Genomic DNA, 24,571 nt, shown 5'->3' with positions numbered 1-24,571 from the left:
TTTTGACAAATAATGTATTGATGATGAAAATTTATAATTAGAAGTAAGTTTTTGCCAATCCAAATCCAGGAAGCTTATTGATTAAGCTGCAAGATCGATATTTTTTTAGAAATGGCACACTCGTTTTTTTGACTTATTTTAACTGCTTAATCTCAAAATAACTTTTCCCTGTATAAGCATCAATTGTTGAAGGTGCATTTCCATTAAAAATATATATTTCTAAATAATCACCAGGAATTAAGTTAATGGTACAGTTGATAATTCTCGAAATCAATTTGTCTCCATAATGATGTGAAGAAGTTTCTTGATATTCTACACCATTTTTATAAACGGCAATACCATAATATTCAGCATCTGATTTATTGAAAGTGTGAAAACCGGCATTTACTTCATAATAGCCAGCTTTTGTTGCAGTAAATCTATTAGTAGTTGTGTTAAATTCGGAGTTGGTATCAAAAGCAATAGTATTAAAAGTGATTTTTTGCCAACCAGTTGATGCAACATTTTGATTTGCTGATAAATTAGTTCTTACTAATGATAAGCTATTTACTGAATTAGCCCAACTTGTTCCTCCAGTACCATCAGTTTGAAGAACTTGACCCACAGTTCCTCTTGATGTAGGAAAAGAATACCCAGATGTGGCTGGATTGCCTACCTGAATTGTACCGTTAGTTCTAACAATTCTATTGTTGAATTCACCATAAATTAAAGCATTATCTATACTTGAGTCAGTTCCGTTTGCTGCAGTAGACATCTCAATATATAATTTATTACTTCCGGTTTCGTTATAACCAGCTTGATGTCCAATGGCAACATTATTAGTTCCAGTTGAATTTTGACGAAGTGATGCAAAACCAAGCGCGGTATTATTATTAGCATTAGCGCTTGTTAAAGCATTTCTTCCAAGAGCTACATTTTCATTTCCTGATGAATTAGAATATAAAGCGCCAACACCTATCACGGTATTAGTATTTCCAGTCAAGTTTGAAAACATGGATTGGTCACCGATAGAAACGTTTAATTGTCCTGTAGTATTACTAGGCATAACATTGGTTCCAATAGCTGTATTTCGTATGCCTGTTCCAACTGCATTTAAAGAATTTGCACCAAAAGAAGTATTCTTATTACCAGAAGCTATTGTAGGGTTTCCAATAAATCCGCTACGAATGTTATTTCTTCTTATCACTAAATCTACATCATCTGTAGTTCCAATAAAATTTGTTGCTGAACTTGTTCCGCTATTTCCAGAAATCGTCCAATTTGTATTATTTACGGTTGCTAATTGAACCCAAAGCGTACCATTCCAGTAATAATAACCGTTCGGTGCAAACCCTGAATTATAAACTAATAATGAAGTTGTTGGAGATGCTATAGTTGTTACATCGGAAGAACTTGTTAAGGACACTCTGGGAATAAGTAAACCTTTATTATTAGAAGTAATATCCAACATAGAAGAAGCATTGGGACTAACTCTTCCAATACCGACTTGAGCTTTAGAAATAAAGCTGATTAAGAAAATACAATAAAATAATATTTTTTTAATTTCCATTGTTATTCAAATTATTTTGAAAAATATCGATTCAAAAATTGCAAAGGTTATTAAAAGAATTGGGGCTACAAATTTCACTAAATTATCTCATTAAATAAAATATTTTTTTTTCATTTAGCTAATTATCAAAACTTTATCGTAAATGGCGTAAATCACTGATAAAATGTATCAAATAAGTTGTTATTTTTGTAAAATGCTTAGAGTTCAAGACATAATTTTTTCTTATTCGAAAGAAGTTACCATTAAAAAAAGTGCTTTTTCAATCCATAAAGGTCATAACGTTTCTATAATTGGCGAGAGTGGTTGTGGAAAAAGTACGCTTCTAAAATTAATTTATGGTTTGCATGACTTGAACGACGGAAATATTTTTTGGAATGATATAGAAGTTTTAGGACCAAAATACAATTTGATTCCAGGCATGGATTTCATGAAATATCTCGCACAAGATTTCGATTTGATGCCTTATATTACAGTAGCAGAAAACGTTGGAAAGTATTTGTCAAATATTGATGCTGAAAAAAAATGGAATAGGGTAAAGGAGCTTTTAGAAATTGTAGAAATGGAAGACTTTTTCGATATAAAAGCCAAAAATCTTAGTGGTGGTCAGATGCAAAGAGTTGCAATTGCAAGAGTTTTAGCCTTAGAACCAGAGGTTTTATTACTTGACGAACCTTTCAGTCATATCGATAACTTTAGAAAAAACAGTTTGCGAAGAAAATTATTCGCTTATCTAAAGGAAAAACAAATTACTTGTATAACAGCAACTCACGACAGCACTGATGTTCTTTCATTTGCTAATGAAGTTTTAATAATGAAAAATGGAGAAATCATTGAAAGTGGAACTCCAAAAGCAATTTTTGAAAATCCAAAATCTAAATATATTGCCTCACTTTTTGGTGATGTGAATGAAATTAATATTGATGGTAAATTACAATACATTTACCCACATCAAATTAAAGTTGTTGAAAATTCTGATATAAAAGTTGAGGTTTTAAACTCTTATTTCAGAGGAAGTCATTACTTGATTGAAGCAAAATTGGGAAACGAAATTTTATTTTTCGAACACAATTCAGAAATTCCCAAAACAACACAAACTTATCTAAAAATAAAATAGACCTTCAAATTTCTTCAAAGGTCTATTTACTATTCACTTATTACTAATCACTCTTCACTAATTCTTCAAATACTTCTCTAAAAACTGATCTTGTTCCCAAAGTAAGTGGAAAATATTTTCTTTAGCTGCATATCCGTGTGATTCTTTAGGTAGAATTACCATTCTAGTTGGTGCTCCCAAGTTTTTCAATGCTTGAAAATAGCGTTCCGTTTGAAGTGTAAATGTTCCAGGATTGTTATCAGCTTCACCATGAACTAAAAGTAATGGTGTTTTCATTTTATCTGCATTCATAAAAGGAGACATTCCGTTGTAAATTGTAGGAACATCCCAGTAATTACGTTGCTCACTTTGAAATCCAAAAGGCGTTAAAGTTCTGTTATAAGCTCCGCTTCTTGCAATTCCACATGCAAATAAATTAGAATGTGTTAATAAATTAGCTGTCATAAATGCACCATATGAATGTCCGCCAACCGCAACTTTTTTACGATTGATATATCCTAAGTTATCTACAGCGTTAATTGCAGCTTCAGCATCATCAACTAGTTGTGTAATGAAAGTATCATTTGGCTCAGTTGTTCCTTCACCGATAATTGGAAATGATGCATCATCTAAAACAGCATAACCTTTAGTTACCCAATAAACAAACGAACCATAGTTTGGAAATGTAAATTCGTTTGGATTTTTATCATTTTGTCCAGCTGAGTTTTTATCTTTAAATTCTGCTGGATAAGCCCAAATTAATAAAGGTAATTTTTCTTTTTTAGTTCTGTCGTAACCTGCTGGTAAATATAATGTTCCAGACAAATCTACGCCATCTTTTCTTTTGTATTTAATTACTTCTTTATACACATTTTTAATGCTTTCAAATGGATTTTTAAAAGCTGTAATTGGTGTTAATTTACCAGATTTAATGTTTCTAAAATAGTAATTAGGATAATCATTTTTAGATTGAATCATCACTAAAACATCTCCTTTTTTATAATCTTCAATAGACATTAAATCTTCTTTTTTGTCCTTCATTTTTGAAGTGTAAAGACGTTTTGTTTTTAATGTTTTCAAATTTAATTCATCGATAAAAGGAAATTGACCTTCTTTGGTATGTCCGTCACCAATTAAATAAGCATTGCCATTTTCTGTTGCAATTACATATCTTCCAAATTCATTCTTTTTGGTTTCAAAATTTCCTGGATCTGAATAAATATCTTGAGAATTTCTATCCGAAATTACTTTTGGAGTTTCATTTGGATTAGATGGATTTAACAAATAAGTTTTGGCATTTCTAGTATCATACCAACTATCGTATGCTATTGTAAATGTGTCATTTCCCCAACTGATTCCGCCAAAGCGTTGTTGTGTCTTCATCATAGAAGTTGGTGCCGAATTGAAAGGCGCATTCCATTGAAAAACTTCATCTCTATAATCTACTTTTTTAGCTTGGTCACCTTCATCAAGTGCTTCTACATAAACTAAAGTTGCAGGTTTGTCTGCTCTCCAACTCATACTTCTTTTTCCTTTTCTTACTGAAGAAAAACCTTTTGGCATAATTTCCGTTAAAGGAACTTCATTTACTTGTTTGATTTCTTTTCCATTCAAATCATAAACTACAGATTTTTGTGGAAAACGACTCAATGGAACAATATAAGAATAAGGTTTTTGAATTGTAGTAAGCATCAAATAATTTCCGTCAGGTGAAAAACTTTCTCCAGCATAAATGTCTGCTGGTTTGAATAAAGTTGAAGCTCCAGAAATCGTCACTTTATACAATTCCGAAGTTACTAAAGCATCAAAATTAGCTTCGTCATTTTTGTTTTTTAACAAATCTTGATATGTTCTATTTTGAGATTTTGAACCATCACTTACAGAAACGGTTGGTCCTTTTGGTAAATCTTTTTTCTCATTGATTAAAGCCGGACGATTTTTTGGCAAAACTTTCACCAATAAGGTTTGATTGTCATTCATCCAACTATAAGGACTTCCTAAATTGGCATTCAAATTGTCTGAGGTTATTTTTTTTGCCGAAGCTGTTGCCACATAAATTATCCAAAGTTCAACTCCAGAATTCGTAGTATTCGTAAATGCAATTTTCTTTTCGTCTGGCGACCAAGAAATATTAGTTAGTCTTGCATTTTGAGGAAGACCTGATACTTGAGTTTCATCTTTAGCAGCAATTTTTCTGATTTTTAAATTGCTGATATACGTAACAGTACTCGAAATATTAGTTACTGGATTAATACGTAAACCACCCAATCGCATTTCTTCTTGATTTAAATCGTCAAGCGTTTTGTAAGTATTTCTGTAACTTAAAAGCATGTACTCTTTTTTAGAATCCATACTTACAGATGGTGCTCTTTCATAATCGGCAAGAGCTAAAATCTCTGCTGAAGGCTTTTGGTAGCTCAGATTTTCTTGTGCAGAAGTGAAGCTAATAACCCCCAAAAACAATAATGCAATAAATCGTAATTTCATAAAGTTTAGTTTTAGTGAAAATTTATTGGACTAAAGTAAAACAAACTTGTTACATAATTGTTTTGGTTTGTGTTAAAAATATCCTTAAAAAAAGTTATCAATTTTAAGCTACAGCCAATTAATTTTATAATTTTATGCAAAATATTGATTGATGAAAAAATTCTACTTTTTATCGCTGATTTCTTCTTTTGCTTCGGCGCAATTAACATGGTCACCACTTCCAAATACTGCTGTGAACACCAACGGACAACGATTTGATGATGTTTTCTTTTTGAATGAAAATTTAGGTTGGGCCGCTAATGGATTTTATGCTGCAGTTTACAAAACAACCGATGGTGGTTTAAATTGGAATCTACAAACCAATAATGCGATACTTGGTAGCAGTCATTATTTTAGAAATATAGAATTTCTTGACGCCAATATTGGTTTTTTAGGAAGTTTGAATGGTAAATTTTACAAAACTCTTGATGGTGGAGCCACATGGAATTTGGTTACCATAACGCCAAATCTAGCTGCTATTTGTGGATTGGATTGTGTTGGAACTTCAACGGTTTATGGCTGTGGTGCTTATTTTTCTCCGGCTTACATTATAAAATCTACCGATAGTGGTGCTACTTGGCAATATATTGATATGAGTGCACACGCAAATACACTAGTAGAAGTATTATTTTTAGATGAAAATACAGGTTATGCTGCCGGAAATAACGCTACTGGAGCAGTAATCTTAAAAACTACCGATGGAGGAACAACGTGGTCAATTCTTTACAACGGAACTATTCCTGGTGAATATGTTTGGAAATTACAAACCTTACACAATAATACCAATGTAATTTTTGGAGCTGTTTCTTCTGTAGCTCCAAATAATGGTAAACTTATAAAATCTATAAATAATGGTGCTACTTGGACAACAAAAGTTGCTCCAGAAGTAGATGTTCAAGCAGTTGGTTTTTTAGATGAAAATCATGGTTGGATGGGCGGTCATGCCACAGGTTTTTATGAAACTACAAATGGTGGCGATACTTGGACAAACACAACAGTAGGAAGTAACTTGAATCGAATTTTTATTTTAAATAATGATTTGGCTTATGCTTGTGGAACTACAATTTACAAAATGACTAATAATTTAGCAGTTAATCAATTTCAAGAGCAAGCTAGAATACCATTAGCTGTTAGGGTTGCACCAAACCCAATAAAAGACAAGCTGAATTTAGAAATTGATTTTAAAGGTGTAGATCATTTAATGTTAGGATTATATTCTAGCACAGGACAACTTATAAAACAACTAAAGCTTGACGAAATTGAAGGCGCTATGACCAAAAAGTACACTTTTGATTTTCCTTATCCTGCAGGAATCTATTTCATCAATTTGCATACTAATACTGGAAGACAGTCGGTTAAAGTAGTGAAGTAGAAAAAATTGGATAGCTACTATTTGTTTTTAAATATAGCGATTCCGCATAGTCAGGAGACATTTGCGGAGCTTTTCAGAGGAACTTTTTGCGGAGCTGTGGGCACGGTTCCTACAGAGGATCTAATATGAATTTTTTCTCTTTTTCAGAATAAATATATTTTGCAAATACTCTTATAAAGGGCAAAGGTTGCTTTATTGTTCCGATTATAAAATATTCAGAAGATTCAACTTTGTCATTGGTGAATTTAGATAAAATAACTTCTTTAACATTTATACCTTCAAAAAGAGGAACCCTTTCAAAATATTGAGTAAATTCTTTTGAAAGGTTGATTTTGCTTTTTTTTGCTATTGTCCATCTTTCACCACTTCTTTCAACCAAAATCACTTCAAAATAATTCTTGCTTTTTTTATGAATAATGTAATTTTGAATTACTACTGTCTCTCCATTCAAAATAGTTTCAATTATAAAATATTCTTTCCAGCTTTTTTTTATAATTTTCACTGAATCAATAAACTTTATAAAATCCATTCTTTCACCATTAGTATAGCAACAAGTTTTATTAGCTCCTATCGCATAAAATCTCTCGTGATTTTTTACTAATTCTACAGAATGTTGGAATGATTTTTCAGTCAAACTATCCCATTTATCATAATTTATTTGCCCATATATAGATAAAGATGTTAAAATAAACATTAAGCTTAACAAATTTTTCATATTTATCTATTGTTTAATAGTTTTTCCCAAGCTCTGCAAAGAGTTCTTTCTAGCAATTCGCTGCGCAAATGTCACCTGACTTTGCGTCTTACTAATTTCATTTTTCATATCTGTAGTACTTTCCAAATGAATTTGAATTTAATCAGTATTAGACTCTTTAATCACAAATATTCATATTTTATACTTTATCAAAAATATTAAAAAAATTGCAAAGTCAGGAGATATTTGTGACTCTTTAATATATGAATTTTTGATAAATCATTTATTTCAGTTGGACTTTTTACGGAGTTTGTTTTTTAATATCAAAAAGAATCTATTTCATCAATTTGTACACTAATACTGGAAGACAGTAGGTTAAAGTAGTGAAGTAATAAAAATAGTATGGATACTATTTATTTTTAAATATAGCGATTCCTCAAAGTTAAGAAAATTTAAGGATCATTCAATTTAAACATTTTGTTTAGTTATGTTTAAATATAATAATCCTATTTTTACCTTATTTGAAATAGAGTTTATTTTTTTGCAGTGAATAAAATTAAAAACATGCAAGCAAAAGACATTAAAAAGTAAATGACAAAATATATTTTTGAATAGTATTTATTATTTTTAATAATTATTTTTTCGTATTTATTTTTATAAAAAAAGCAATAATAATTAATTAACATAATTGGTATTATTAAGTACGCAAGCATGTTAAGAAGAAAATTGTAACCATTAAAATAGGTAAATCGTATAATTAGAAGTTCTAATTTATCATTTAATAAGAAATTATCTAAAAGTAAGTAGATATACAAAATGTAAATTGACGAGGAGAAAGCAAAATAAAAATTTGAAGCAAATTTCCATATAGAACTCATAGTTCCATTATTTTGAGCTGTATATATCGAACTCAACATTATTCTGTAATATAATTTTAACATAAATTAAAATATTTTAAGGATTATTTGCATCTTAAATTGCTGTTCCAACAAAGTAGAATAACCGAAGCTAAACAAAGAGTTCTTTCTAACGCTGCGCTACATAAATTTCGCTGGGAGTTGCCATAATTAATACAAAAATTCTTTAGGATAATTGTTTATCAAATCTTTTAGTAATAAATTATAAAATTCTGACGAATAAACTTTATTACTTTTTTGCATACTATCAATTTGTTTTAATACTGTATTTTTGTCACTATTATATAACTTCATTACAAAGTACTCCCCATACAATAATGAATCTTTAGGGTTTTTTAAAATCATCTCCTTTATCAATTTTAAATTTTTATCAATATATGATTTTGATAAAAGTTTATCTTTTTTATTCACTTTTAATGATTTAATCAGATTTAATGAAATTTCTTTTTTATTAATATCTATAGATTTATAATTAATCATTAATTTTTCTAACTCATCATATTTTCTTAAATACATTAATAATGGAATTACTATTTCTCGATTTTTATCAGTAATCCCTTTTTCGTTGAAGCCAACATTCCTATTTAATTCATCATACCCTTTTTTTAGAAATTTTTTATCACGGGTTAATAGATATTCATTTAAATATTTGTGGGTTGTTTTTAATGAACCTGAATTTTTATCATTACCACATGACAATAATAAAAACATTGATAACCATATTACTTTTTTCATTTTTTTAATGATTAAAATTAAGATAACTCTCTACTAAGCTAGGTTAATCTGCAAAGTCAAGAGACGTTTGCGGAGCTTTTCATGGGAACTATTTGCAGAGCTGGAGATAGTGTTCATCTATTCTGTAATTATGTAACCCAAACAAGATTTTAAACATGGATACTTAATATAATTATCTGAATCCTCACAAGTCAATCCTTTATAAATACACAATAAATCAACATCTTTAATGAAATATTTCTTAATAATTGATTTACTCTTTAAATCTTTATTTTCTTCTTTATAATTATAATCTTTTAAATTGGTAATTAAACTTAATAAATCATTTCCAATAAATCCAGACACACGATAAGACATTCCAGTTTCTGAATCAAAAACTAAAATCATCCTACCACCACATTGACTTGTATATAAAAAACCATGAATACCAACATTATATGCTGTTAAGTTTTTATCAGTATATATGATACTTTTTTCATTCAATTCTAAACATTTGACAATAAATTTTTTAGGCAAGTTAGAACTAACATCAGATAATTTTAATTGTACATTCGCCATAAAAATTCTATAAATAGAATCATTTTTAACCGTAATTGTTTCTAAACTATTACTTTTTTTTTCAAATTCTGAAGGTTTTTCAAGATAAATCCAGTTTTTAAAAATGTGTTCATAATCAAAGTTTAAATTTTCCTGACTAAATCCTTTAAAAGAAATAAAGGTTAGTATCATTGTAATTTTAAAAAGTTTTTTCATTGGTATAAAAATTAATTTTAGGAACTGGATAATTTTTCTTTAAGCAATCATACCTTTCTTGCCAATCTATTCAAGCTCCGCAAAGAGTTCTTTCTAGCTCTGCGCTGCTCTTATGTCCGGTTTGTTAGATGTTTGAAAATAAGTCATAACTAACCTTTAAACATTACCCTAACTTTAAATAACCCGATAGCGCGGATTTGCAATCCGTGCCCACAATAATCATCAAAATAAATCTAACAATACAACCTCTAAATCATGGTCTAATCCTGAATAATTTCTTGCGGAACTAAAATAATAATCCTCAGGATAGGCAACAATTTTATCTTTAACTGGATTATTGTGAATATAATCAACCTTTTGCTTGATAAATGAATTACTATAAATAAGTTCTGCATGATAACCATCTTGCCAAACTTTGTATTGTTGATTCCTTTTTAAATGTTCGCAAGCTTTTTCAAAATAATCTAGCATCCATTCTCTTCTACTTTCAGGTTCTTCAATAATTGTTTGTATTATTTTTTTTGAAGTAAATTTTTTAAAATCTCTAATTACATCAGATAGTATAAAACCTTCTGTTGCTTTGCAAAGTATATGAAGATGACTACTCATTAACACATAAGCATAAATTTCTAAACCTTTATGCTCTTGGCAATGTTTTAAGGCATTTATTATAACGTATTTTTGATTTAATCGAGTAAAAACATCTATCCAACCAACAGTTGTGATTGTGATAAAATAGCATTCCTCTGTTGTTGTGGCTTTGTATTTTGTTGACATTGGCGTAAAGTTGAATAACAAATATATAAAAAAACTACAACTTTTATTGTTGTAGTTCTTAGTTTCTTTGTGGGCACTTTTTTAGTTTCTTTGTGGGCACGGAATGCAATTCCGCGCTATCGACCTTGGAACATATCCGCGCGGTCGGGATTCTTTCTAACACTGCGCTGCGCAAATGTCTCCTGACTTTGCGTCTTACTAATTTCATTTTTCATATCTGTAGTACTTTCCAAATGAATTTCAATGTAATCATTGTTAGACTCTTTAATCACAAATATTAATATTATATGCTTCCTCAAATATATTAAAAAAAAGTTAGCTAAGTCAGGAGATATTTATGACTCTTTAAAATAGAACTTTTTCTAAATCATTTATTTCAGTTGGACTTTTTTACGGAGTTTGTTTTTTAATATCAAAAAGAATCTATTTCATAAATTTGCACACTGATACTGGAAGACAGTCGGTTAAAGTAATGAAGTAGTAAAAATAGGACAGATATTATTTGTTTATTTTAAAAAAAACTTTTAATTTTATTAAAATTTTAAATTAAAAAACTAAAACATAAATCATGGGAAAATTTGTAATCACAACAAGAAAAAATGGTGAGTTTCAATTCAATTTAAAAGCAGGAAATGGGCAAACTATTCTTGCTAGTGAAGGTTATACAACTAAAGCAGCTTGCTTAAATGGTATAGAATCAGTTAGAAAAAATTCGCAAGACGATGGTCGTTTTGATAGATTGGAAGCTAAAAGCGGACAACCTTATTTCAACTTGAAAGCTGGTAATGGTCAAATCATTGGAAACAGTGAAATGTATGAAAGTGTAGCTTCAAGAGATAACGGAATTGAATCAGTTAAGAAAAATGCACCAGATGCAACTGTTGATGATCAATCGGCATAATCAATTTTGAATACTAAAGAAACCAGTTTTGCGACTGGTTTTTTTGTTTTATAATGGTTTATTAAACTATTAAATTCAAAATTTATAGCGATAAATGATGTGCTTTTTTAAAAGATGACTAAATTTGTGTCACTAAAATTGATAAAACGATAATACATGTATAATTCCAAAATAATAGGATTAGGATATTATGTTCCTGATAATGTGGTTACTAATGATGATTTGTCTAAAATTATGGACACCACAGACGAGTGGATTCAAGAACGCACTGGTATAAAAGAACGTAGACATATAGTAAGAGGTGAAGATACGACAACTTCTATGGGAGTTAAAGCTGCAAAGATTGCTATTGAACGTTCTGGTGTTGCCAATGATGATATTGATTTCATAGTTTTTGCAACAATTTCACCAGATTATTATTTTCCTGGACCTGGTGTTGCTTTACAACAAGAACTTGGTTTAAAAACGGTTGGAGCTTTAGATATTAGAAATCAATGTTCTGGATTTATCTATGCACTTTCTGTTGCCGATCAGTTTATTAAAACTGGAATGTATAAAAATATCCTTGTGGTAGCTTCAGAAGTGCAATCACTTGGTTTAGATATGACCGATAGAGGTCGTGGTGTATCAGTTATATTTGGAGATGGAGCAGGAGCAGCAATGGTATCAAGAGAGGTAGATACTACCAAAGGAATTCTTTCTACACATTTACATTCAGAAGGTCAACATGCAAAGGAATTGGCAGTGTTAGCACCAGGAATGGGTGGTAGATGGATTACGGATATCATTGCCGATAACAATCCAGATGACGAAAGCTATTTTCCTCATATGAATGGTCAATTTGTGTTTAAAAATGCTGTAGTTCGTTTTAGCGAAGTTATCAATGAAGGTTTGCAAGCCAATAATCTTCAAGTTTCTGATATAGATATGTTGATTCCGCATCAGGCTAATTTGAGAATATCTCAATTCATTCAGCAAAAGTTTAAATTGACTGATGATCAAGTTTTCAATAACATTCAGAAATACGGAAATACAACCGCAGCGTCTATTCCAATAGCGCTTACAGAAGCATGGGAATTAGGTAAAATTAAAGATGGCGATACTGTTGTTTTAGCAGCTTTTGGTAGCGGATTTACTTGGGCAAGTGCTATAATTAAATGGTAAAAAATGATTTTTTTACTGATATTATTCTGTCCAATATTTCTAGGTTATTACATTGATAAATTATTTTTTTCAGAGAAAAACTAAGAATCAAATATTTCCTCTTGGATTTTATTAGTTATAAATTTTTCGGCAATTTGCTATGCAATTTATGAGTTGGGTTACTCAGTTGAAGGTGCTATTGCCAGAGGTGTCGTAGGATTATTAAGTTTTATAATTTTTCTTGTTGGAGTTCCTAAAATTTTCAAATTAAAAAATAGTTCTACAGAAACTAAATTAAAAATTGCCATAACATTGATAGTCTTATTAATTATTGGTTTTGGATTGTGCACATCAGAAGGATTATTCTAAATGATATTTAATTAAAAATAAAAACCCCGAATTGCACTTCGGGGTTTTTTAGTTCAAATGCATTATAATTTGAATCATAAAAGCTGTTTTCTGTTGGGGCAAAAAAGGCGCTTAATTTTTTAATGTATTTAGTTAGGTTTTTGTTTCAATAAAAGTAACATCATTAGATGAATTTTATTTAGCCCGATAAATATTATACAAAAAACGATAAAAAGCAAATAAAATCGTTTAAATACATGTATTTTATTTATTTGTATTTATTTTCTTATATTTTATGTAAATTTAATTCTACAATAAAACAATTCAAAAAATAGTTACCCTACTTAAATTTTATAAAAACTTTTTCCAATTATATTCTATCTTTGCAACCTCAAAAAATAATAAAAATGACTTTACAACAAATCTTAACTCCAGCCATTATTGAAGCCGTTCAAAAACAGTTTGATATCACTATCGACAAAATTGAATTTCAGGCTACGAGGAAAGATTTTGAAGGTGATATTACTATGGTAATTTTTCCGCTATTGAAAGTTATTAAAGGAAACCCTGTAGAAATCGGAACCAAAATTGGAACTCATTTAGTTGAAAATTTAGCCGAAGTTGAAAAGTTCAACGTAGTTGCCGGATTTTTAAATATTGTAATTTCTGATGCATTCTATCTTACTTTTTTCAACGGAATAAAAGATAATAGTTCTTATGGATTTGTTGAGGCATCATCAAATTCCAAAGCGGTTATGGTGGAATATTCTTCGCCAAATACCAACAAGCCTTTGCACCTTGGTCACGTTCGTAATAATTTATTAGGATATTCTGTTGCCGAAATTATTAAAGCTTCAGGAAAGAAAGTTTACAAAACTCAAATCATCAACGATAGAGGAATTCACATTTGTAAATCGATGTTGGCTTGGCAGAAATATGGTAACGGACAAACTCCAGAAACGTCAGGTTTAAAAGGAGATAAGTTGGTTGGAAATTTTTATGTTGCTTTTGATAAAGAATATAAAGTTCAAATCAATGAGCTAATGGCTCAAGGAAAAACGGAAGAAGAAGCTAAAAAGCAAGCTCCAATTATCTTAGAAGCACAACAAATGCTTTTAGATTGGGAAGCTGGAAAGCCTGAAGTTATTGAACTTTGGAAAACTATGAACCAATGGGTTTATGATGGTTTTGCTCAAACGTATAAAAGTTTAGGTGTTGATTTTGATAGTTATTATTATGAATCAAATACCTATTTATTAGGAAAAGAAGTAGTTCAATTTGGTTTGGAAAAAGGAATTTTCGAAAAAGATCCTGATGGCTCGGTTTGGATTGATTTAACACCAGATGGATTGGATAGAAAAATCGTGCTTCGTTCAGACGGAACTGCAGTGTATATGACACAAGACATTGGAACTGCAATTCAGCGTGTAAAAGATTTTCCAGATGTTGGCGGAATGGTTTACACCGTTGGAAATGAGCAAGATTATCATTTTAAAGTCTTGTTCTTAATCCTTAAGAAACTTGGTTTTGATTGGGCTGATAGTTTGTATCATTTATCTTATGGAATGGTAGAATTGCCTTCTGGAAAAATGAAATCTAGAGAAGGAACTGTAGTTGATGCCGATGATTTAATGGAAGAAATGACTACAACAGCCAAATCAATTTCGGAAGAATTAGGAAAATTAGCTGGTTATTCTGAGGAAGAGAAAGCTAAATTGTATAGAACAATTGGTCTTGGAGCCTTAAAATATTACATGCTAAAAGTAGATCCGAAAAAGCAAATGATGTTCAATCCAGAGGAATCTGTAGATTTTGCTGGAAATACAGGTCCATTTATTCAATATACTTATGCTCGTATTCAATCGATTTTGCGTAAAGCAGAATTTGATACAACTTTGTCTGTTTCAATTGAATTGCATCCAAAAGAAAAAGAACTACTTAAACAAATAGAACTTTTCCCAGAAACTATTCAAGATGCAGCTCGTAATCATAGTCCGGCTTTAATAGCCAACTATACTTATGAATTGGTGAAAGAATTTAATTCGTTTTATCAAAATGTATCTATACTTGGAGAAGAAAATCAAGATAAAAAAGTTTTCAGAGTTCAACTATCTAAGAAAGTTGCTGATATTATAAAACTTGCTTTTCAATTATTAGGAATTGAAGTTCCTGAGAGAATGTAAACTTAAGATTTGCTTAACAAAGTAATTTAATTGATTTTTTTGAGTTATTTTACTAAACAAATAAAATTAATATTATGAAAACACTAAAATTAATACCAATTTTGCTTTGCGTTTTTATGCTAAACGTTGCTTCTATGTGCAGTAACGATGATAATAATTCAAATCCACCTGCCGATCCAACTCCTGTAATAAATACGGTCAATCAAGGAACATGGAGGATAACTCTTTATAACGATTCTGGAACAATTAAGACTTCAAATTTTACTGGTTATAACTTCACTTTTGGAACAGGAAGTGCTTTAACAGCTTCAAATGGTTCTAATACATACAACGGAACTTGGTCAGTAACATCAGGTGATAGTAATGATGATAATCCTAGTAATGATTTAGATTTCAATATTGGATTCACTACTCCAACCAATTTTGCAGACCTTACTGATGATTGGGATATTTTAACCTACACTGCTTCAAAAATCGAATTAAGAGATGTTAGCGGTGGAAATGGAGGAACAGATTTATTAACTTTTGAAAAAAATTAAATCAATTCCACATAAATAAAGACTAGTTTAAAAACCATTCGTCATTCGAGTGGTTTTTTTCTTTCTAATACTTTCATACTTCAATTTCAAATGCTTAAATTTGCACTTCATTTTTTAGAAAACACCACAAATTATGTTCAATAATTTAAGCGATAAATTAGATAAAGCATTCCATATCCTAAAAGGACACGGAAAAATTACAGAAGTAAACGTTGCAGAAACTCTTAAAGAAGTTCGTCGTGCTTTACTTGATGCCGATGTTAACTTTAAAATTGCTAAAGATTTTACTACATCAGTAAAAGAAAAAGCAATAGGACAAAATGTATTAACTACATTAGAACCTGGACAATTAATGGTGAAATTGGTTAAAGATGAATTAACCGAATTAATGGGTGGTGATGCTGCAGGAATTAATCTTTCAGGAAATCCTACTGTTATTTTAATGTCTGGTTTGCAAGGTTCTGGTAAAACAACTTTCTCTGGAAAATTAGCAAATTATCTTAAAACTAAAAAGAACAAAAAACCACTTTTGGTTGCTTGTGATATTTATCGTCCTGCGGCTATCAATCAGTTGCATGTTGTTGGAGATCAAATTGGTGTTGAGGTTTATTCTGAACCAGAAAACAAAAATCCAGTTGATATTTCGTTAAAAGCTATTGCTTACGCTAAAGCCAATGGTTTTAATGTAGTAATTGTCGATACTGCTGGTCGTTTAGCTGTTGACGAAGAAATGATGACTGAGATTGCAAATGTTCACAAAGCTATTCAGCCACAAGAAACCTTATTTGTTGTTGACGCAATGACTGGACAAGATGCTGTGAATACTGCAAAAGCTTTCAACGATAGATTAAATTTTGATGGAGTTATCCTTACAAAGTTAGATGGTGATACTCGTGGTGGAGCAGCGATTACAATTAAATCTGTTGTAAATAAACCAATTAAATTTATTGGTACTGGTGAAAAAATGGATGCAATTGATGTGTTCTATCCTTCACGTATGGCTGATAGAATTCTTGGAATGGGAGACGTTGTTTCGCTTGTAGAAAGAGCTCAAGAGCAATATGATGAGGAAGAAGCAAGAAAAATTCAGAAGAAGATTGCTAAAAATGAATTTGGTTTTGATGATTTCTTAGCTCAAATTCAACAAATTAAAAAAATGGGTAGCATGAAAGACTTGGTTGGAATGATACCAGGTGCTGGAAAAGCACTTAAAGATGTTGAAATTGAAGATGATGCATTCAAACATATTGAAGCAATTATCCATTCGATGACACCAACTGAAAGATCAAAACCTTCAATAATCGATATGAAAAGAAAAACTAGAATCGCAAAAGGTTCTGGTAGAAAGATAGAAGAAGTAAATCAATTGATGAAGCAGTTTGACCAAATGAGCAAAATGATGAAAATGATGCAAGGACCAGGAGGAAAAAACATGATGCGCATGATGGGCGGAATGAAAGGTATGAAATAATGGAAAGACGCGATTTATCGCGTCTTTTTTGTAACTATAACAACAACACAACACACGCAACTACAATGACCATTTTAGACGGAAAAAAAGTATCTGAAGATATTAAAAACGAAATCGCAGCTGAAGTTCAAAAGATGAAAGACAAAGGCGAAAAAGTTCCTCATTTAGCAGCAATAATTGTTGGAAATGATGGAGCAAGTTTGACTTATGTTGGAAGCAAAGTAAAAGCATGCGAAAGAGTTGGATTTGAATCTACATTGATAAAATTACCAAGTACAACATCTGAAACAGAACTGCTTAAGAAGATTAATGAATTAAATCAAAATGATGATATTGATGGTTTTATAGTGCAACTACCACTTCCAAAACAAATCGATACACAACAAATTATCAATGCAATTGATCCAAGTAAAGATGTTGACGGTTTTCACCCAGAAAATTTCGGAAAAATGGCTTTAGATATGAGTACATTTATTCCGGCAACTCCTTTTGGGATTTTGGAATTGTTAGAACGATATAATGTTCCAACAGATGGAAAACATACCGTAATTATTGGAAGAAGTCATATCGTTGGGCGTCCAATGAGTATTTTGATGGGAAGAAATCACTTTCCAGGAAATTCTACAGTTACTTTGACACATAGTCACACTAAAAATATAAACCAAATTACAACACAAGCTGATATTATTATCACAGCATTAGGAGTTCCAAATTATTTAAAAGCCGAAATGGTTAAAGATGATGTGGTTGTTATTGATGTTGGCATCACTCGTGTTGTTGACGAAACTTCTGAAAAAGGATATAAAATTGTAGGTGATGTTGACTTTGAAAATGTTTCTAAAAAAGCATCATTTATTACTCCAGTTCCAGGTGGAGTTGGACCAATGACTATTGCTATGTTATTGAAAAATACACTTTTAGCAAGAGAACAAAAACGCCTAAAAAAATAGTATGAACATTGTTGTTGCCACTAAAGAACAATTAGTAATAGTTAAAAACTTGGCATATAAAATTTGGCCTAATGCTTACGAAACTATTCTTTCTAAAGCGCAATTAGACTATATGTTAAAGATGATTTATTCTGTCGATTCTTTAGAAAAACAATTTGATGATGGGCATATTTTTCTATTGATAGAGGATAATCAAAATTTTATAGGTTTTGCATCTTATGAATTAAATTGTAACAATTCAAATAAAACAAAACTTCAAAAATTATATGTTTTACCAGAAATTCAAGGAAAAGGAATAGGAAAGCAAGTAATAGACTATATTAAAGAAAAAGTTGTTCTATCGAATAATTTAGCTTTGTTTTTGAATGTGAATAAATTCAATAAAGCTAAAGACTTTTACCAAAAATATGGTTTCCAAATTATAAAAGAAGAAGTAATCGACATAGGAAATAACTACATTATGGACGATTATGTTATGGAAATTGAATGCTAAAAAAACTCCAACTTTTCTGTTGGAGTTTTTTTATTGTCTTTTTCTAAAATCTCTTCGAGTTTGAGATGAAATTTTTGGAGTTACTTTCGGTAAACTTGCTTCTTCTGTTTTGCTTGAAGGCTCTATCAATTGATTTAATTGTGTAATTTCGGCTTCAGTAAGTTCACGATATCTTCCTAATGGAACATCCAATGAAATATTAATGATTCGAGTTCTTTTTAAAGCTGTTACTTCATAATCAAGATATTCGCACATTCTACGAATTTGTCTATTTAGTCCTTGCGTAAGTACAATTCTAAATACGTATTTGCTAACTTGTTCAACTTTGCATTTTCTAGTAACCGTTTCAAGAATTGGAATTCCATTAGCCATTCTATCTATAAACCTATCAGTTATAGGTCTATTTACAGTTACTATATATTCTTTTTCGTGATTGTTTCTGGCGCGAAGAATTTTGTTTACAATGTCGCCATCATTAGTCATAAAAATCAAACCTTCACTGGCTTTATCTAATCTACCAATTGGAAAAATACGTTCGTGATAATTGATGTAATCAACAATATTATCTCTTACTTCAAGATTGGTTGTACATTCAATTCCGGGCGGCTTATTGAAAGCAAGATAAACTCGTTTTTTATTATTCTCTCTAACTAATTTTCCATCAACACGCACTTCATCTGTTGGTGCAATTTTAGTACCCATTTCTGGCACAGTTCCATTAATCGTAACTCTTCCTTGCTCAATTAACTTATCTGCTTCACGACGTGAGCAAAATCCAGTTTCTGATAGAAATTTGTTGATACGAGTTAGGTTTTCTTCCATTATGCAAAGATAGATTTATTTTTCAGAAAACCGATTTATCATTCCGTAGGAATCTTTTTTTACATTTTACTTAATAAAAAAATTATTTCTCAACAAAATCTACTATAGTTTGATATAAATAAGCATCATGCATACTATGTCCAAGTCCTTTTGTATCAATAAATTGTGCTTTTTCCCAAGCTTTTGAAATCTTTTTTCCTTCTTCAAATAAAACCACAGCGTCTTGAACATCATGAGCTACAATTCCTTCAATGGAACTGTTTTTTAAGAATTTAGAAGCCGAAAAATCGTTTATAGTTAGATTGAATCTTTTCTTAGTGTAATCGATTAAAGATTGATGAATACGTTTGTTAAGACTTAACATTTTAATGTAATTATCTAAAATCACTTTAAAATCTGAAGGCGCACCAAGTAAAACTATCTTTTCAAAATTATGATTGTAGTGCGCCTGAAAATAAGCAATTGCATTTCCACCAATAGAATGTCCAATAGCAATTTTTGGATTGTATTTTTGAACAACAACATCAATGAATTCGGCATAAGTAGGAACATTAAATTCTTTTCCGCTACTTTTTCCATGAGCTGGACCGTCAATTGCAATAATTGTTTTTCCAGTTTTCTTTAAATGTGAAAGTAATTTTTTCCAACGAGATGCATTGCTTTCCCAACCGTGAATCAGTAAAATGATGTCATCATTACCTTTCCAAATATAAGTTTGAAATTCATGTTCATTATGCTTGTGGCTAACATGTTCTGCTTTAAGTAATGTTTTCGGAATTTTGTTTTCGGTAATTCTACCTTTTCTGGGTTGACTAAAGAGTTTATACGCTAATGCGAATGCTTTTTTTGGAGCAATATAACTAAGTGTATTGATGTACAATCCAACACTTTTTACAATAAAAAATTGAATAGTTTTTTCCATAAAAAAATCCCGACGTTAATCGGGATTCAAGATATTACATTTTTGCGAATATTTTTTCCATTTTTTCTCTTTCTTCATCTGCTAACGATGCATCAACTAAAATTCTTCCAGAATGCTCATCAGTGATGATTTTTTTTCTTGAAGCAATTTCAACTTGCGTTTGTGGTGGAATAGTAAAGAATGAACCTGCAGAAGCTCCACGTTCAATAGAAACTACAGCCAAACCATTTCTCACGCTAGAACGAATTCTTTTGTAAGCAGCTAATAAACGCTCTTCAATTTGTTGCTCATATTCAGCTGATTTTTCTATCAAGAAAGATTCCTCTTTTTGAGTTTCAGCCATAATGTCGTTCAATTCAGCTTTTTTGTGCTTTAAGTGAGTTGTTTTTTGTTCTAATTTTTCTTTAGAATTTGAAACCACTTCTTTTTTATGTTCAATTGAAGCTTTCAATTCTTTAATTTGCTTTTCAGCTAATTGAATCTCAAGTTCTTGAAATTCTACTTCTTTAGTTAAAGAGTTGAATTCTCTGTTGTTACGAACATCTTTTTGTTGTTCAGTATATTTTTTGATTGCTGCTTGATGATTTTCAATAGCATTCTTTTTAGCTTTAATACTATCTTCAATAGTTACTAAATCGCTTTGTAGTTTTTCTAAACGAGTAGTCAAACCTGCTACTTCATCTTCAAGATCTTCCACTTCTAAAGGCAATTCACCTCTTACATTTCTGATTTCGTCAATTCTAGTATCGATTATTTGTAAATCGTAAAGCGCTCTTAATTTTTCTTCAACGCTCAATTCTTTTGTAGTAGCCATATTTTATAAGTACTTAACTGGATTTGTATTTTCTTCTGATAAAACGATTGCAAAATTAGTAATTTTTTCTTTAAGAAAATCAACAATATAATTTTTTGTATATCTTTCGCTTTCAAAGTGACCAATATCGGCTAAAACTATCTGATTTTCAGCTTCATAAAAGTTGTGATATTTCAAATCAGATGTTAAAAAAACGTCAACATTGGATTGAATTGCGTTTATTATAGCAAAACTTCCCGAACCACCAAGAACGGCAATCTTTTTAACTTGTTTTCCAAGTAATTGCGAATGACGAATTCCTCCACATTGCATTTTGTCTTTTACAAATTCCAAAAAGTCAATTTCAGACATTGGATTTTCTAGTTCACCAATCATTCCCAAGCCAATATTTTGATGAGAATTTTGTAAATCGTAAATTTCATAAGCTACTTCTTCATAAACATGATTAGAAAAAAGAGCTTTCAAAATTTTGCTTTGCAAATGTTTTTCAAAAGTAACTTCGATTTTAATTTCTTGCGCTTCAACAAATTCAAATCGTTCTCCAATTTCGGGATTGCTATTTTCATTTCCCATGTAAGTTCCAATTCCTTGAGAGTTGAAACTGCAATCTTCATAGTTACCAATTTTTCCAGCACCAGCATCAAATAAAGCATTGCGTACTTTTTCAACATTCTCAGGAATGGTATAAGTTACCAACTTTTGAATGAAATTTTGCTTAGGAACTAATACTTTAGTATTCTTCAAACCCAAAGCATTACAGAAAATTTTGTTGACACCATTCTTATGATTATCCAAAGCAGTGTGAACGGCATAAATGGCAATATCATTTTTTATAGCTTTTAGAACAGCACGTTCTACATAATTTTTTCCAGTAATTTTCTTCAAGCCACTGAAAAGAATAGGATGGAAGCAAACTACCAAATTGCATTTTTTGGCTATGGCTTCGTCAATAATGCTTTCAAGAGCGTCATGACAAACTAAAACTCCAATAGCTTCATCATTTTGATTTCCAACCAATAATCCGACGTTATCAAAATCTTCAGCATAAGCCAAAGGAGCCATTTCTTCAAGAATTGTGAGTATTTCTTTTATTTTCATAATTTATTTTGTGTTCTGCAATCTAAATCAAGTTGCCCATTCGTTCAAAACTTCTTTAATATTCCAAACTCCATTGGTATTTTCAAATAAGAAAAAGCTTCCTGAATTATGCTCAATACTTCTGTAAAAAGCCACTTTTACTAAACAATATTTTTGAGCAAAATACATGGGTTTACCTACAATCATTAACCTTTGATTATTGTCGTGAAACCTATCAGAAACTTTCTGAAACTCTTCCAAACTCAAACAATTATTGACTTTACTTTTCAAATACTGATTTTGATTTGTAAAAAGTAAATCAAATTCCTTTGACCAATTTTCGTTTAGTTTGATATTAATTTGATTTTTTATTTCTTGAGCATTTTTCTTTAGTAAATCGCTTTTAGCAATTACTTCTAAAGTTTCTTCATTATTAGGAGCTTTATTGCAATAGAAACTCAGCAATTGTAATCTGTTTTTTACAATTACTTTTTCGTTGGCGTAATATTTTGATAAAAGCACTTTTAAAATTGCAACATCGTTGTTTTCTTGGCTAAATCCAATTTGAAAACAAAAGATAAAAGCAAATAATAATTTAATTCTAAAGTTCATTTTGTAAAATTAATTTCAATTCAAAGATAAAAAATTATACTTTCGTACTATGATTATTTTAAGGTATTTACTTTTTCCTTTTTCAATTCTTTATGGTTGGATAACTTCCATCAGAAACTTTCTTTTTGATAAAGGAATTTTAAAATCCTATTCGTTTGATATTCCTATAATTGCTGTCGGAAACCTTAGTGTCGGCGGAACTGGGAAAACGCCTCAAATTGAATATTTAATTCGTTTGCTTTCGTCAAATTATAAAATTGCAACACTAAGTCGTGGTTATAAAAGAAAGTCGGAAGGTTTTGTCTTGGCAGATTCAAATTCAAATGCTGAAATTTTGGGTGATGAACCATTTCAAATTCATCAAAAATTTCCAAATATTCATGTAGCAGTCGATGCTCAAAGAAAAAATGGAATAGAGCAATTATTAAAATTAGATACTAAACCAGAAGTTATTTTATTAGATGACGCTTTTCAACATAGAAAAGTGAAAGCTGGATTTTACATTTTACTTTCTTCATTTGATGATTTGTATTTTAATGATTTCATGCTGCCAACAGGCAATTTAAGAGAGAGTAGAAGCGGAGCGAAAAGAGCAAACGTGATAATTATCACTAAATGTCCCAAAGATTTATCGGAACTTGCACAAGAAAATATCATTAAAAAGATAGGATTAAATGTTCCAATCTTTTTTAGTTTTATAGATTATGATTCAGAAGTTTATAACGAATTTGAATCTAAAAAAGTTGAGGAAATAATTGATGTTGATAAATTACTTTTAGCTGGAATAGCAAAACCCGAACCCTTTTTTGCATATTTGCAGGCTGAAAAAAATGTAAAACTAGTTTATCCAGATCATCATCATTTTTCAGAAAAAGATATTGAAGAAATTAAAAATAAAGCAAACAATAAGTTAATTATCACAACAGAAAAGGATTACGTTAGATTGAAAAATCAGAATTTGAAATCACTTTTTTATTTACCTATTAAAAGTAGTTTCATTTCTAAAGGTGATGATTTTAACCAAACAATTTTAAATTATGTGGGAACAAGTACAAGAAACCGTTAATTACATCAAAGAAAAAACAGGTTTCACACCAGAATATGGAGTAATCTTAGGTTCAGGATTGGGAAGCTTTACAGATGATATTGCAATTGAATTTACGATGCCTTATTCTGAAATTCCTAATTTTCCTGTATCAACGGTTCAAGGTCATAAAGGAGCTTTAGTTTTTGGAACAATTGGTGATAAAAAAGTTGTTGCAATGCAAGGAAGATTTCATTTCTATGAAGGTTATGATATGAAGCAAGTGACTTTTCCCGTGAGAGTTATGAAATATTTGGGTGTTACTAAATTGATAGTATCTAATGCATCTGGTGGCGTTAATCCTAATTATAAAGTTGGTTCAATAGTTTTGATAAAAGATCATATCAACATGATGCCAGAACATCCATTGCGTGGAAAAAATGATGAACGTTTCGGACCAAGATTTGTAAACATGAGCGAACCTTATAGTTTGAAAATGATTGCAAAGGCAAAAGCAATTGCAAGTGAAGCTAATATAGAAGTTCATGATGGAATTTATATGGGTTTACAAGGACCAACTTTTGAAACTTTAGCAGAATACAAGATGGTAAAAAACATTGGTGCTGATTGCGTTGGAATGTCAACTGTACCAGAAGTTATTGTTGCACGCCACATGGAATTAGAAACTTTTGGTCTTTCAGTTATTACAGATATGGGAGACGAAGAAAACATTGAAGAAGTAAACCACGAAGAGGTTCTAAAAGCTGCTCAAAAAGCCGAACCAAGTGTTAGATTACTGATAAAAGAGCTAATCAAACAATATTAAAAAAGAAAGACGCTTATCAAAAGCGTCTTT

The 24,571-nt window shown here is 30.5% G+C and carries 23 protein-coding genes; 12 read left to right on the top strand and 11 right to left on the bottom strand.

Going from position 1 to position 24,571, the window contains the following annotated elements:
* Positions 1–133: 133 nt before the first annotated feature.
* Complete coding sequence (locus ABD766_RS01710; protein WP_344815089.1) at positions 134–1,549, bottom strand: autotransporter outer membrane beta-barrel domain-containing protein; 1,416 nt, start codon at positions 1,547–1,549, stop codon at positions 134–136.
* 193 nt (positions 1,550–1,742) lie between these two features.
* On the opposite strand from ABD766_RS01710, the gene ABD766_RS01705 reads away from it, so the two are divergent.
* Positions 1,743–2,663: an ABC transporter ATP-binding protein gene (locus ABD766_RS01705; protein WP_344815088.1), complete on the top strand. Its 921-nt coding sequence runs from the start codon at positions 1,743–1,745 to the stop codon at positions 2,661–2,663.
* A gap of 57 nt (positions 2,664–2,720) precedes the next feature.
* Here ABD766_RS01705 and ABD766_RS01700 read toward each other — a convergent pair whose 3' ends face one another.
* A complete protein-coding gene (locus tag ABD766_RS01700; protein WP_344815087.1) occupies positions 2,721–5,129 on the bottom strand; it encodes a prolyl oligopeptidase family serine peptidase in 2,409 nt (802 codons plus the stop codon).
* Positions 5,130–5,280: 151 nt separating this feature from the next.
* Here ABD766_RS01700 and ABD766_RS01695 point away from each other — a divergent pair, with 151 nt between their 5' ends.
* Positions 5,281–6,540, top strand: coding sequence for a T9SS type A sorting domain-containing protein (locus ABD766_RS01695; protein ID WP_344815086.1), 1,260 nt, complete (start codon positions 5,281–5,283; stop codon positions 6,538–6,540).
* Positions 6,541–6,649: 109 nt separating this feature from the next.
* On the opposite strand, the gene ABD766_RS01690 is transcribed toward ABD766_RS01695, so the two are convergent.
* From ABD766_RS01690 to ABD766_RS01675, 4 genes are all read right to left on the bottom strand, one after another.
* Positions 6,650–7,255 carry a hypothetical protein gene (locus tag ABD766_RS01690; RefSeq protein ID WP_344815085.1) on the bottom strand — a complete coding sequence of 202 codons (606 nt, stop codon included), beginning with the start codon at positions 7,253–7,255 and terminating at the stop codon, positions 6,650–6,652.
* Positions 7,256–8,301: 1,046 nt separating this feature from the next.
* A complete protein-coding gene (locus ABD766_RS01685) occupies positions 8,302–8,886 on the bottom strand; it encodes a hypothetical protein (RefSeq protein ID WP_344815084.1) in 585 nt (194 codons plus the stop codon).
* Between the two features lie 117 nt (positions 8,887–9,003).
* Entirely contained in the window at positions 9,004–9,639 is a 636-nt protein-coding gene (locus ABD766_RS01680) for a hypothetical protein (protein WP_344815083.1), read from the bottom strand.
* A gap of 222 nt (positions 9,640–9,861) precedes the next feature.
* On the bottom strand, positions 9,862–10,416 hold the full coding sequence (locus ABD766_RS01675) for an REP-associated tyrosine transposase (protein ID WP_344815082.1): 555 nt from the start codon (positions 10,414–10,416) through the stop codon (positions 9,862–9,864).
* 568 nt (positions 10,417–10,984) lie between these two features.
* Between ABD766_RS01675 and ABD766_RS01670 the strand changes: the two genes are divergently transcribed.
* From ABD766_RS01670 to ABD766_RS01635, 8 genes are all read left to right on the top strand, one after another.
* Positions 10,985–11,317, top strand: a complete 333-nt coding sequence (locus ABD766_RS01670) for a YegP family protein (RefSeq protein WP_298307712.1) — start codon at positions 10,985–10,987, stop codon at positions 11,315–11,317.
* Between the two features lie 156 nt (positions 11,318–11,473).
* On the top strand, positions 11,474–12,481 hold the full coding sequence (locus ABD766_RS01665; RefSeq protein WP_344815081.1) for a 3-oxoacyl-ACP synthase III family protein: 1,008 nt from the start codon (positions 11,474–11,476) through the stop codon (positions 12,479–12,481).
* A 153-nt stretch (positions 12,482–12,634) separates the two neighbouring features.
* On the top strand, positions 12,635–12,829 hold the full coding sequence (locus ABD766_RS01660) for a hypothetical protein (RefSeq protein WP_344815080.1): 195 nt from the start codon (positions 12,635–12,637) through the stop codon (positions 12,827–12,829).
* 386 nt (positions 12,830–13,215) lie between these two features.
* Positions 13,216–14,991 (top strand): arginine--tRNA ligase, encoded by a 1,776-nt coding sequence (gene argS, locus ABD766_RS01655; protein WP_344815079.1) that lies wholly within the window; start codon positions 13,216–13,218, stop codon positions 14,989–14,991.
* Between the two features lie 74 nt (positions 14,992–15,065).
* Positions 15,066–15,530 carry a hypothetical protein gene (locus ABD766_RS01650; RefSeq protein WP_344815078.1) on the top strand — a complete coding sequence of 155 codons (465 nt, stop codon included), beginning with the start codon at positions 15,066–15,068 and terminating at the stop codon, positions 15,528–15,530.
* Between the two features lie 133 nt (positions 15,531–15,663).
* Positions 15,664–17,001 (top strand): signal recognition particle protein, encoded by a 1,338-nt coding sequence (gene ffh, locus ABD766_RS01645; RefSeq protein ID WP_298306954.1) that lies wholly within the window; start codon positions 15,664–15,666, stop codon positions 16,999–17,001.
* A 65-nt stretch (positions 17,002–17,066) separates the two neighbouring features.
* Positions 17,067–17,951, top strand: coding sequence for a bifunctional 5,10-methylenetetrahydrofolate dehydrogenase/5,10-methenyltetrahydrofolate cyclohydrolase (locus ABD766_RS01640; RefSeq protein WP_344815388.1), 885 nt, complete (start codon positions 17,067–17,069; stop codon positions 17,949–17,951).
* 1 nt (position 17,952) lies between these two features.
* Complete coding sequence (locus ABD766_RS01635; protein ID WP_344815077.1) at positions 17,953–18,444, top strand: GNAT family N-acetyltransferase; 492 nt, start codon at positions 17,953–17,955, stop codon at positions 18,442–18,444.
* Between the two features lie 30 nt (positions 18,445–18,474).
* Here ABD766_RS01635 and rluF read toward each other — a convergent pair whose 3' ends face one another.
* The 5 genes from rluF to ABD766_RS01610 all read right to left on the bottom strand — a co-directional run bounded on the left by rluF (position 18,475) and on the right by ABD766_RS01610 (position 22,691).
* Complete coding sequence (gene rluF, locus ABD766_RS01630; RefSeq protein ID WP_344815076.1) at positions 18,475–19,266, bottom strand: 23S rRNA pseudouridine(2604) synthase RluF; 792 nt, start codon at positions 19,264–19,266, stop codon at positions 18,475–18,477.
* Positions 19,267–19,348: 82 nt separating this feature from the next.
* A complete protein-coding gene (locus ABD766_RS01625) occupies positions 19,349–20,188 on the bottom strand; it encodes an alpha/beta fold hydrolase (RefSeq protein ID WP_344815075.1) in 840 nt (279 codons plus the stop codon).
* Between the two features lie 34 nt (positions 20,189–20,222).
* Entirely contained in the window at positions 20,223–21,002 is a 780-nt protein-coding gene (locus ABD766_RS01620; RefSeq protein ID WP_298306941.1) for a zinc ribbon domain-containing protein, read from the bottom strand.
* 3 nt (positions 21,003–21,005) lie between these two features.
* Entirely contained in the window at positions 21,006–22,100 is a 1,095-nt protein-coding gene (locus tag ABD766_RS01615; RefSeq protein ID WP_344815074.1) for a Nif3-like dinuclear metal center hexameric protein, read from the bottom strand.
* 27 nt (positions 22,101–22,127) lie between these two features.
* Positions 22,128–22,691, bottom strand: a complete 564-nt coding sequence (locus tag ABD766_RS01610; protein ID WP_344815073.1) for a hypothetical protein — start codon at positions 22,689–22,691, stop codon at positions 22,128–22,130.
* Between the two features lie 49 nt (positions 22,692–22,740).
* Between ABD766_RS01610 and lpxK the strand changes: the two genes are divergently transcribed.
* Entirely contained in the window at positions 22,741–23,757 is a 1,017-nt protein-coding gene (lpxK, locus tag ABD766_RS01605) for a tetraacyldisaccharide 4'-kinase (RefSeq protein WP_344815072.1), read from the top strand.
* Positions 23,729–24,541, top strand: coding sequence for a purine-nucleoside phosphorylase (locus ABD766_RS01600; protein ID WP_344815071.1), 813 nt, complete (start codon positions 23,729–23,731; stop codon positions 24,539–24,541). Before lpxK ends, ABD766_RS01600 begins: the two co-directional genes overlap by 29 nt.
* Positions 24,542–24,571 lie beyond the last annotated feature (30 nt).

Source organism: Flavobacterium cheonanense (assembly GCF_039539185.1).
Lineage (GTDB): Bacteria > Bacteroidota > Bacteroidia > Flavobacteriales > Flavobacteriaceae > Flavobacterium > Flavobacterium cheonanense.
This window is presented reverse-complemented; position numbering and strand designations above follow the sequence as displayed.

What these genes read in the sequence shown, in the direction of transcription:
- ABD766_RS01680 (WP_344815083.1), bottom strand. Translation starts at nt 9,639, where the DNA reads ATGAAAAAACTTTTTAAAATTACAATGATACTAACCTTTATTTCTTTT.
- rluF (WP_344815076.1), bottom strand. Translation starts at nt 19,266, where the DNA reads ATGGAAGAAAACCTAACTCGTATCAACAAATTTCTATCAGAAACTGGA.
- ABD766_RS01670 (WP_298307712.1), top strand. Translation starts at nt 10,985, where the DNA reads ATGGGAAAATTTGTAATCACAACAAGAAAAAATGGTGAGTTTCAATTC.
- ABD766_RS01600 (WP_344815071.1), top strand. Translation starts at nt 23,729, where the DNA reads ATGTGGGAACAAGTACAAGAAACCGTTAATTACATCAAAGAAAAAACA.
- ABD766_RS01705 (WP_344815088.1), top strand. Translation starts at nt 1,743, where the DNA reads ATGCTTAGAGTTCAAGACATAATTTTTTCTTATTCGAAAGAAGTTACC.
- ABD766_RS01640 (WP_344815388.1), top strand. Translation starts at nt 17,067, where the DNA reads ATGACCATTTTAGACGGAAAAAAAGTATCTGAAGATATTAAAAACGAA.
- ABD766_RS01685 (WP_344815084.1), bottom strand. Translation starts at nt 8,886, where the DNA reads ATGAAAAAAGTAATATGGTTATCAATGTTTTTATTATTGTCATGTGGT.
- ffh (WP_298306954.1), top strand. Translation starts at nt 15,664, where the DNA reads ATGTTCAATAATTTAAGCGATAAATTAGATAAAGCATTCCATATCCTA.
- ABD766_RS01665 (WP_344815081.1), top strand. Translation starts at nt 11,474, where the DNA reads ATGTATAATTCCAAAATAATAGGATTAGGATATTATGTTCCTGATAAT.
- ABD766_RS01610 (WP_344815073.1), bottom strand. Translation starts at nt 22,691, where the DNA reads ATGAACTTTAGAATTAAATTATTATTTGCTTTTATCTTTTGTTTTCAA.
- ABD766_RS01695 (WP_344815086.1), top strand. Translation starts at nt 5,281, where the DNA reads ATGAAAAAATTCTACTTTTTATCGCTGATTTCTTCTTTTGCTTCGGCG.
- ABD766_RS01690 (WP_344815085.1), bottom strand. Translation starts at nt 7,255, where the DNA reads ATGAAAAATTTGTTAAGCTTAATGTTTATTTTAACATCTTTATCTATA.
- ABD766_RS01710 (WP_344815089.1), bottom strand. Translation starts at nt 1,549, where the DNA reads ATGGAAATTAAAAAAATATTATTTTATTGTATTTTCTTAATCAGCTTT.
- ABD766_RS01620 (WP_298306941.1), bottom strand. Translation starts at nt 21,002, where the DNA reads ATGGCTACTACAAAAGAATTGAGCGTTGAAGAAAAATTAAGAGCGCTT.
- ABD766_RS01615 (WP_344815074.1), bottom strand. Translation starts at nt 22,100, where the DNA reads ATGAAAATAAAAGAAATACTCACAATTCTTGAAGAAATGGCTCCTTTG.
- ABD766_RS01625 (WP_344815075.1), bottom strand. Translation starts at nt 20,188, where the DNA reads ATGGAAAAAACTATTCAATTTTTTATTGTAAAAAGTGTTGGATTGTAC.
- ABD766_RS01700 (WP_344815087.1), bottom strand. Translation starts at nt 5,129, where the DNA reads ATGAAATTACGATTTATTGCATTATTGTTTTTGGGGGTTATTAGCTTC.
- ABD766_RS01650 (WP_344815078.1), top strand. Translation starts at nt 15,066, where the DNA reads ATGAAAACACTAAAATTAATACCAATTTTGCTTTGCGTTTTTATGCTA.
- ABD766_RS01635 (WP_344815077.1), top strand. Translation starts at nt 17,953, where the DNA reads ATGAACATTGTTGTTGCCACTAAAGAACAATTAGTAATAGTTAAAAAC.
- ABD766_RS01675 (WP_344815082.1), bottom strand. Translation starts at nt 10,416, where the DNA reads ATGTCAACAAAATACAAAGCCACAACAACAGAGGAATGCTATTTTATC.
- argS (WP_344815079.1), top strand. Translation starts at nt 13,216, where the DNA reads ATGACTTTACAACAAATCTTAACTCCAGCCATTATTGAAGCCGTTCAA.
- lpxK (WP_344815072.1), top strand. Translation starts at nt 22,741, where the DNA reads ATGATTATTTTAAGGTATTTACTTTTTCCTTTTTCAATTCTTTATGGT.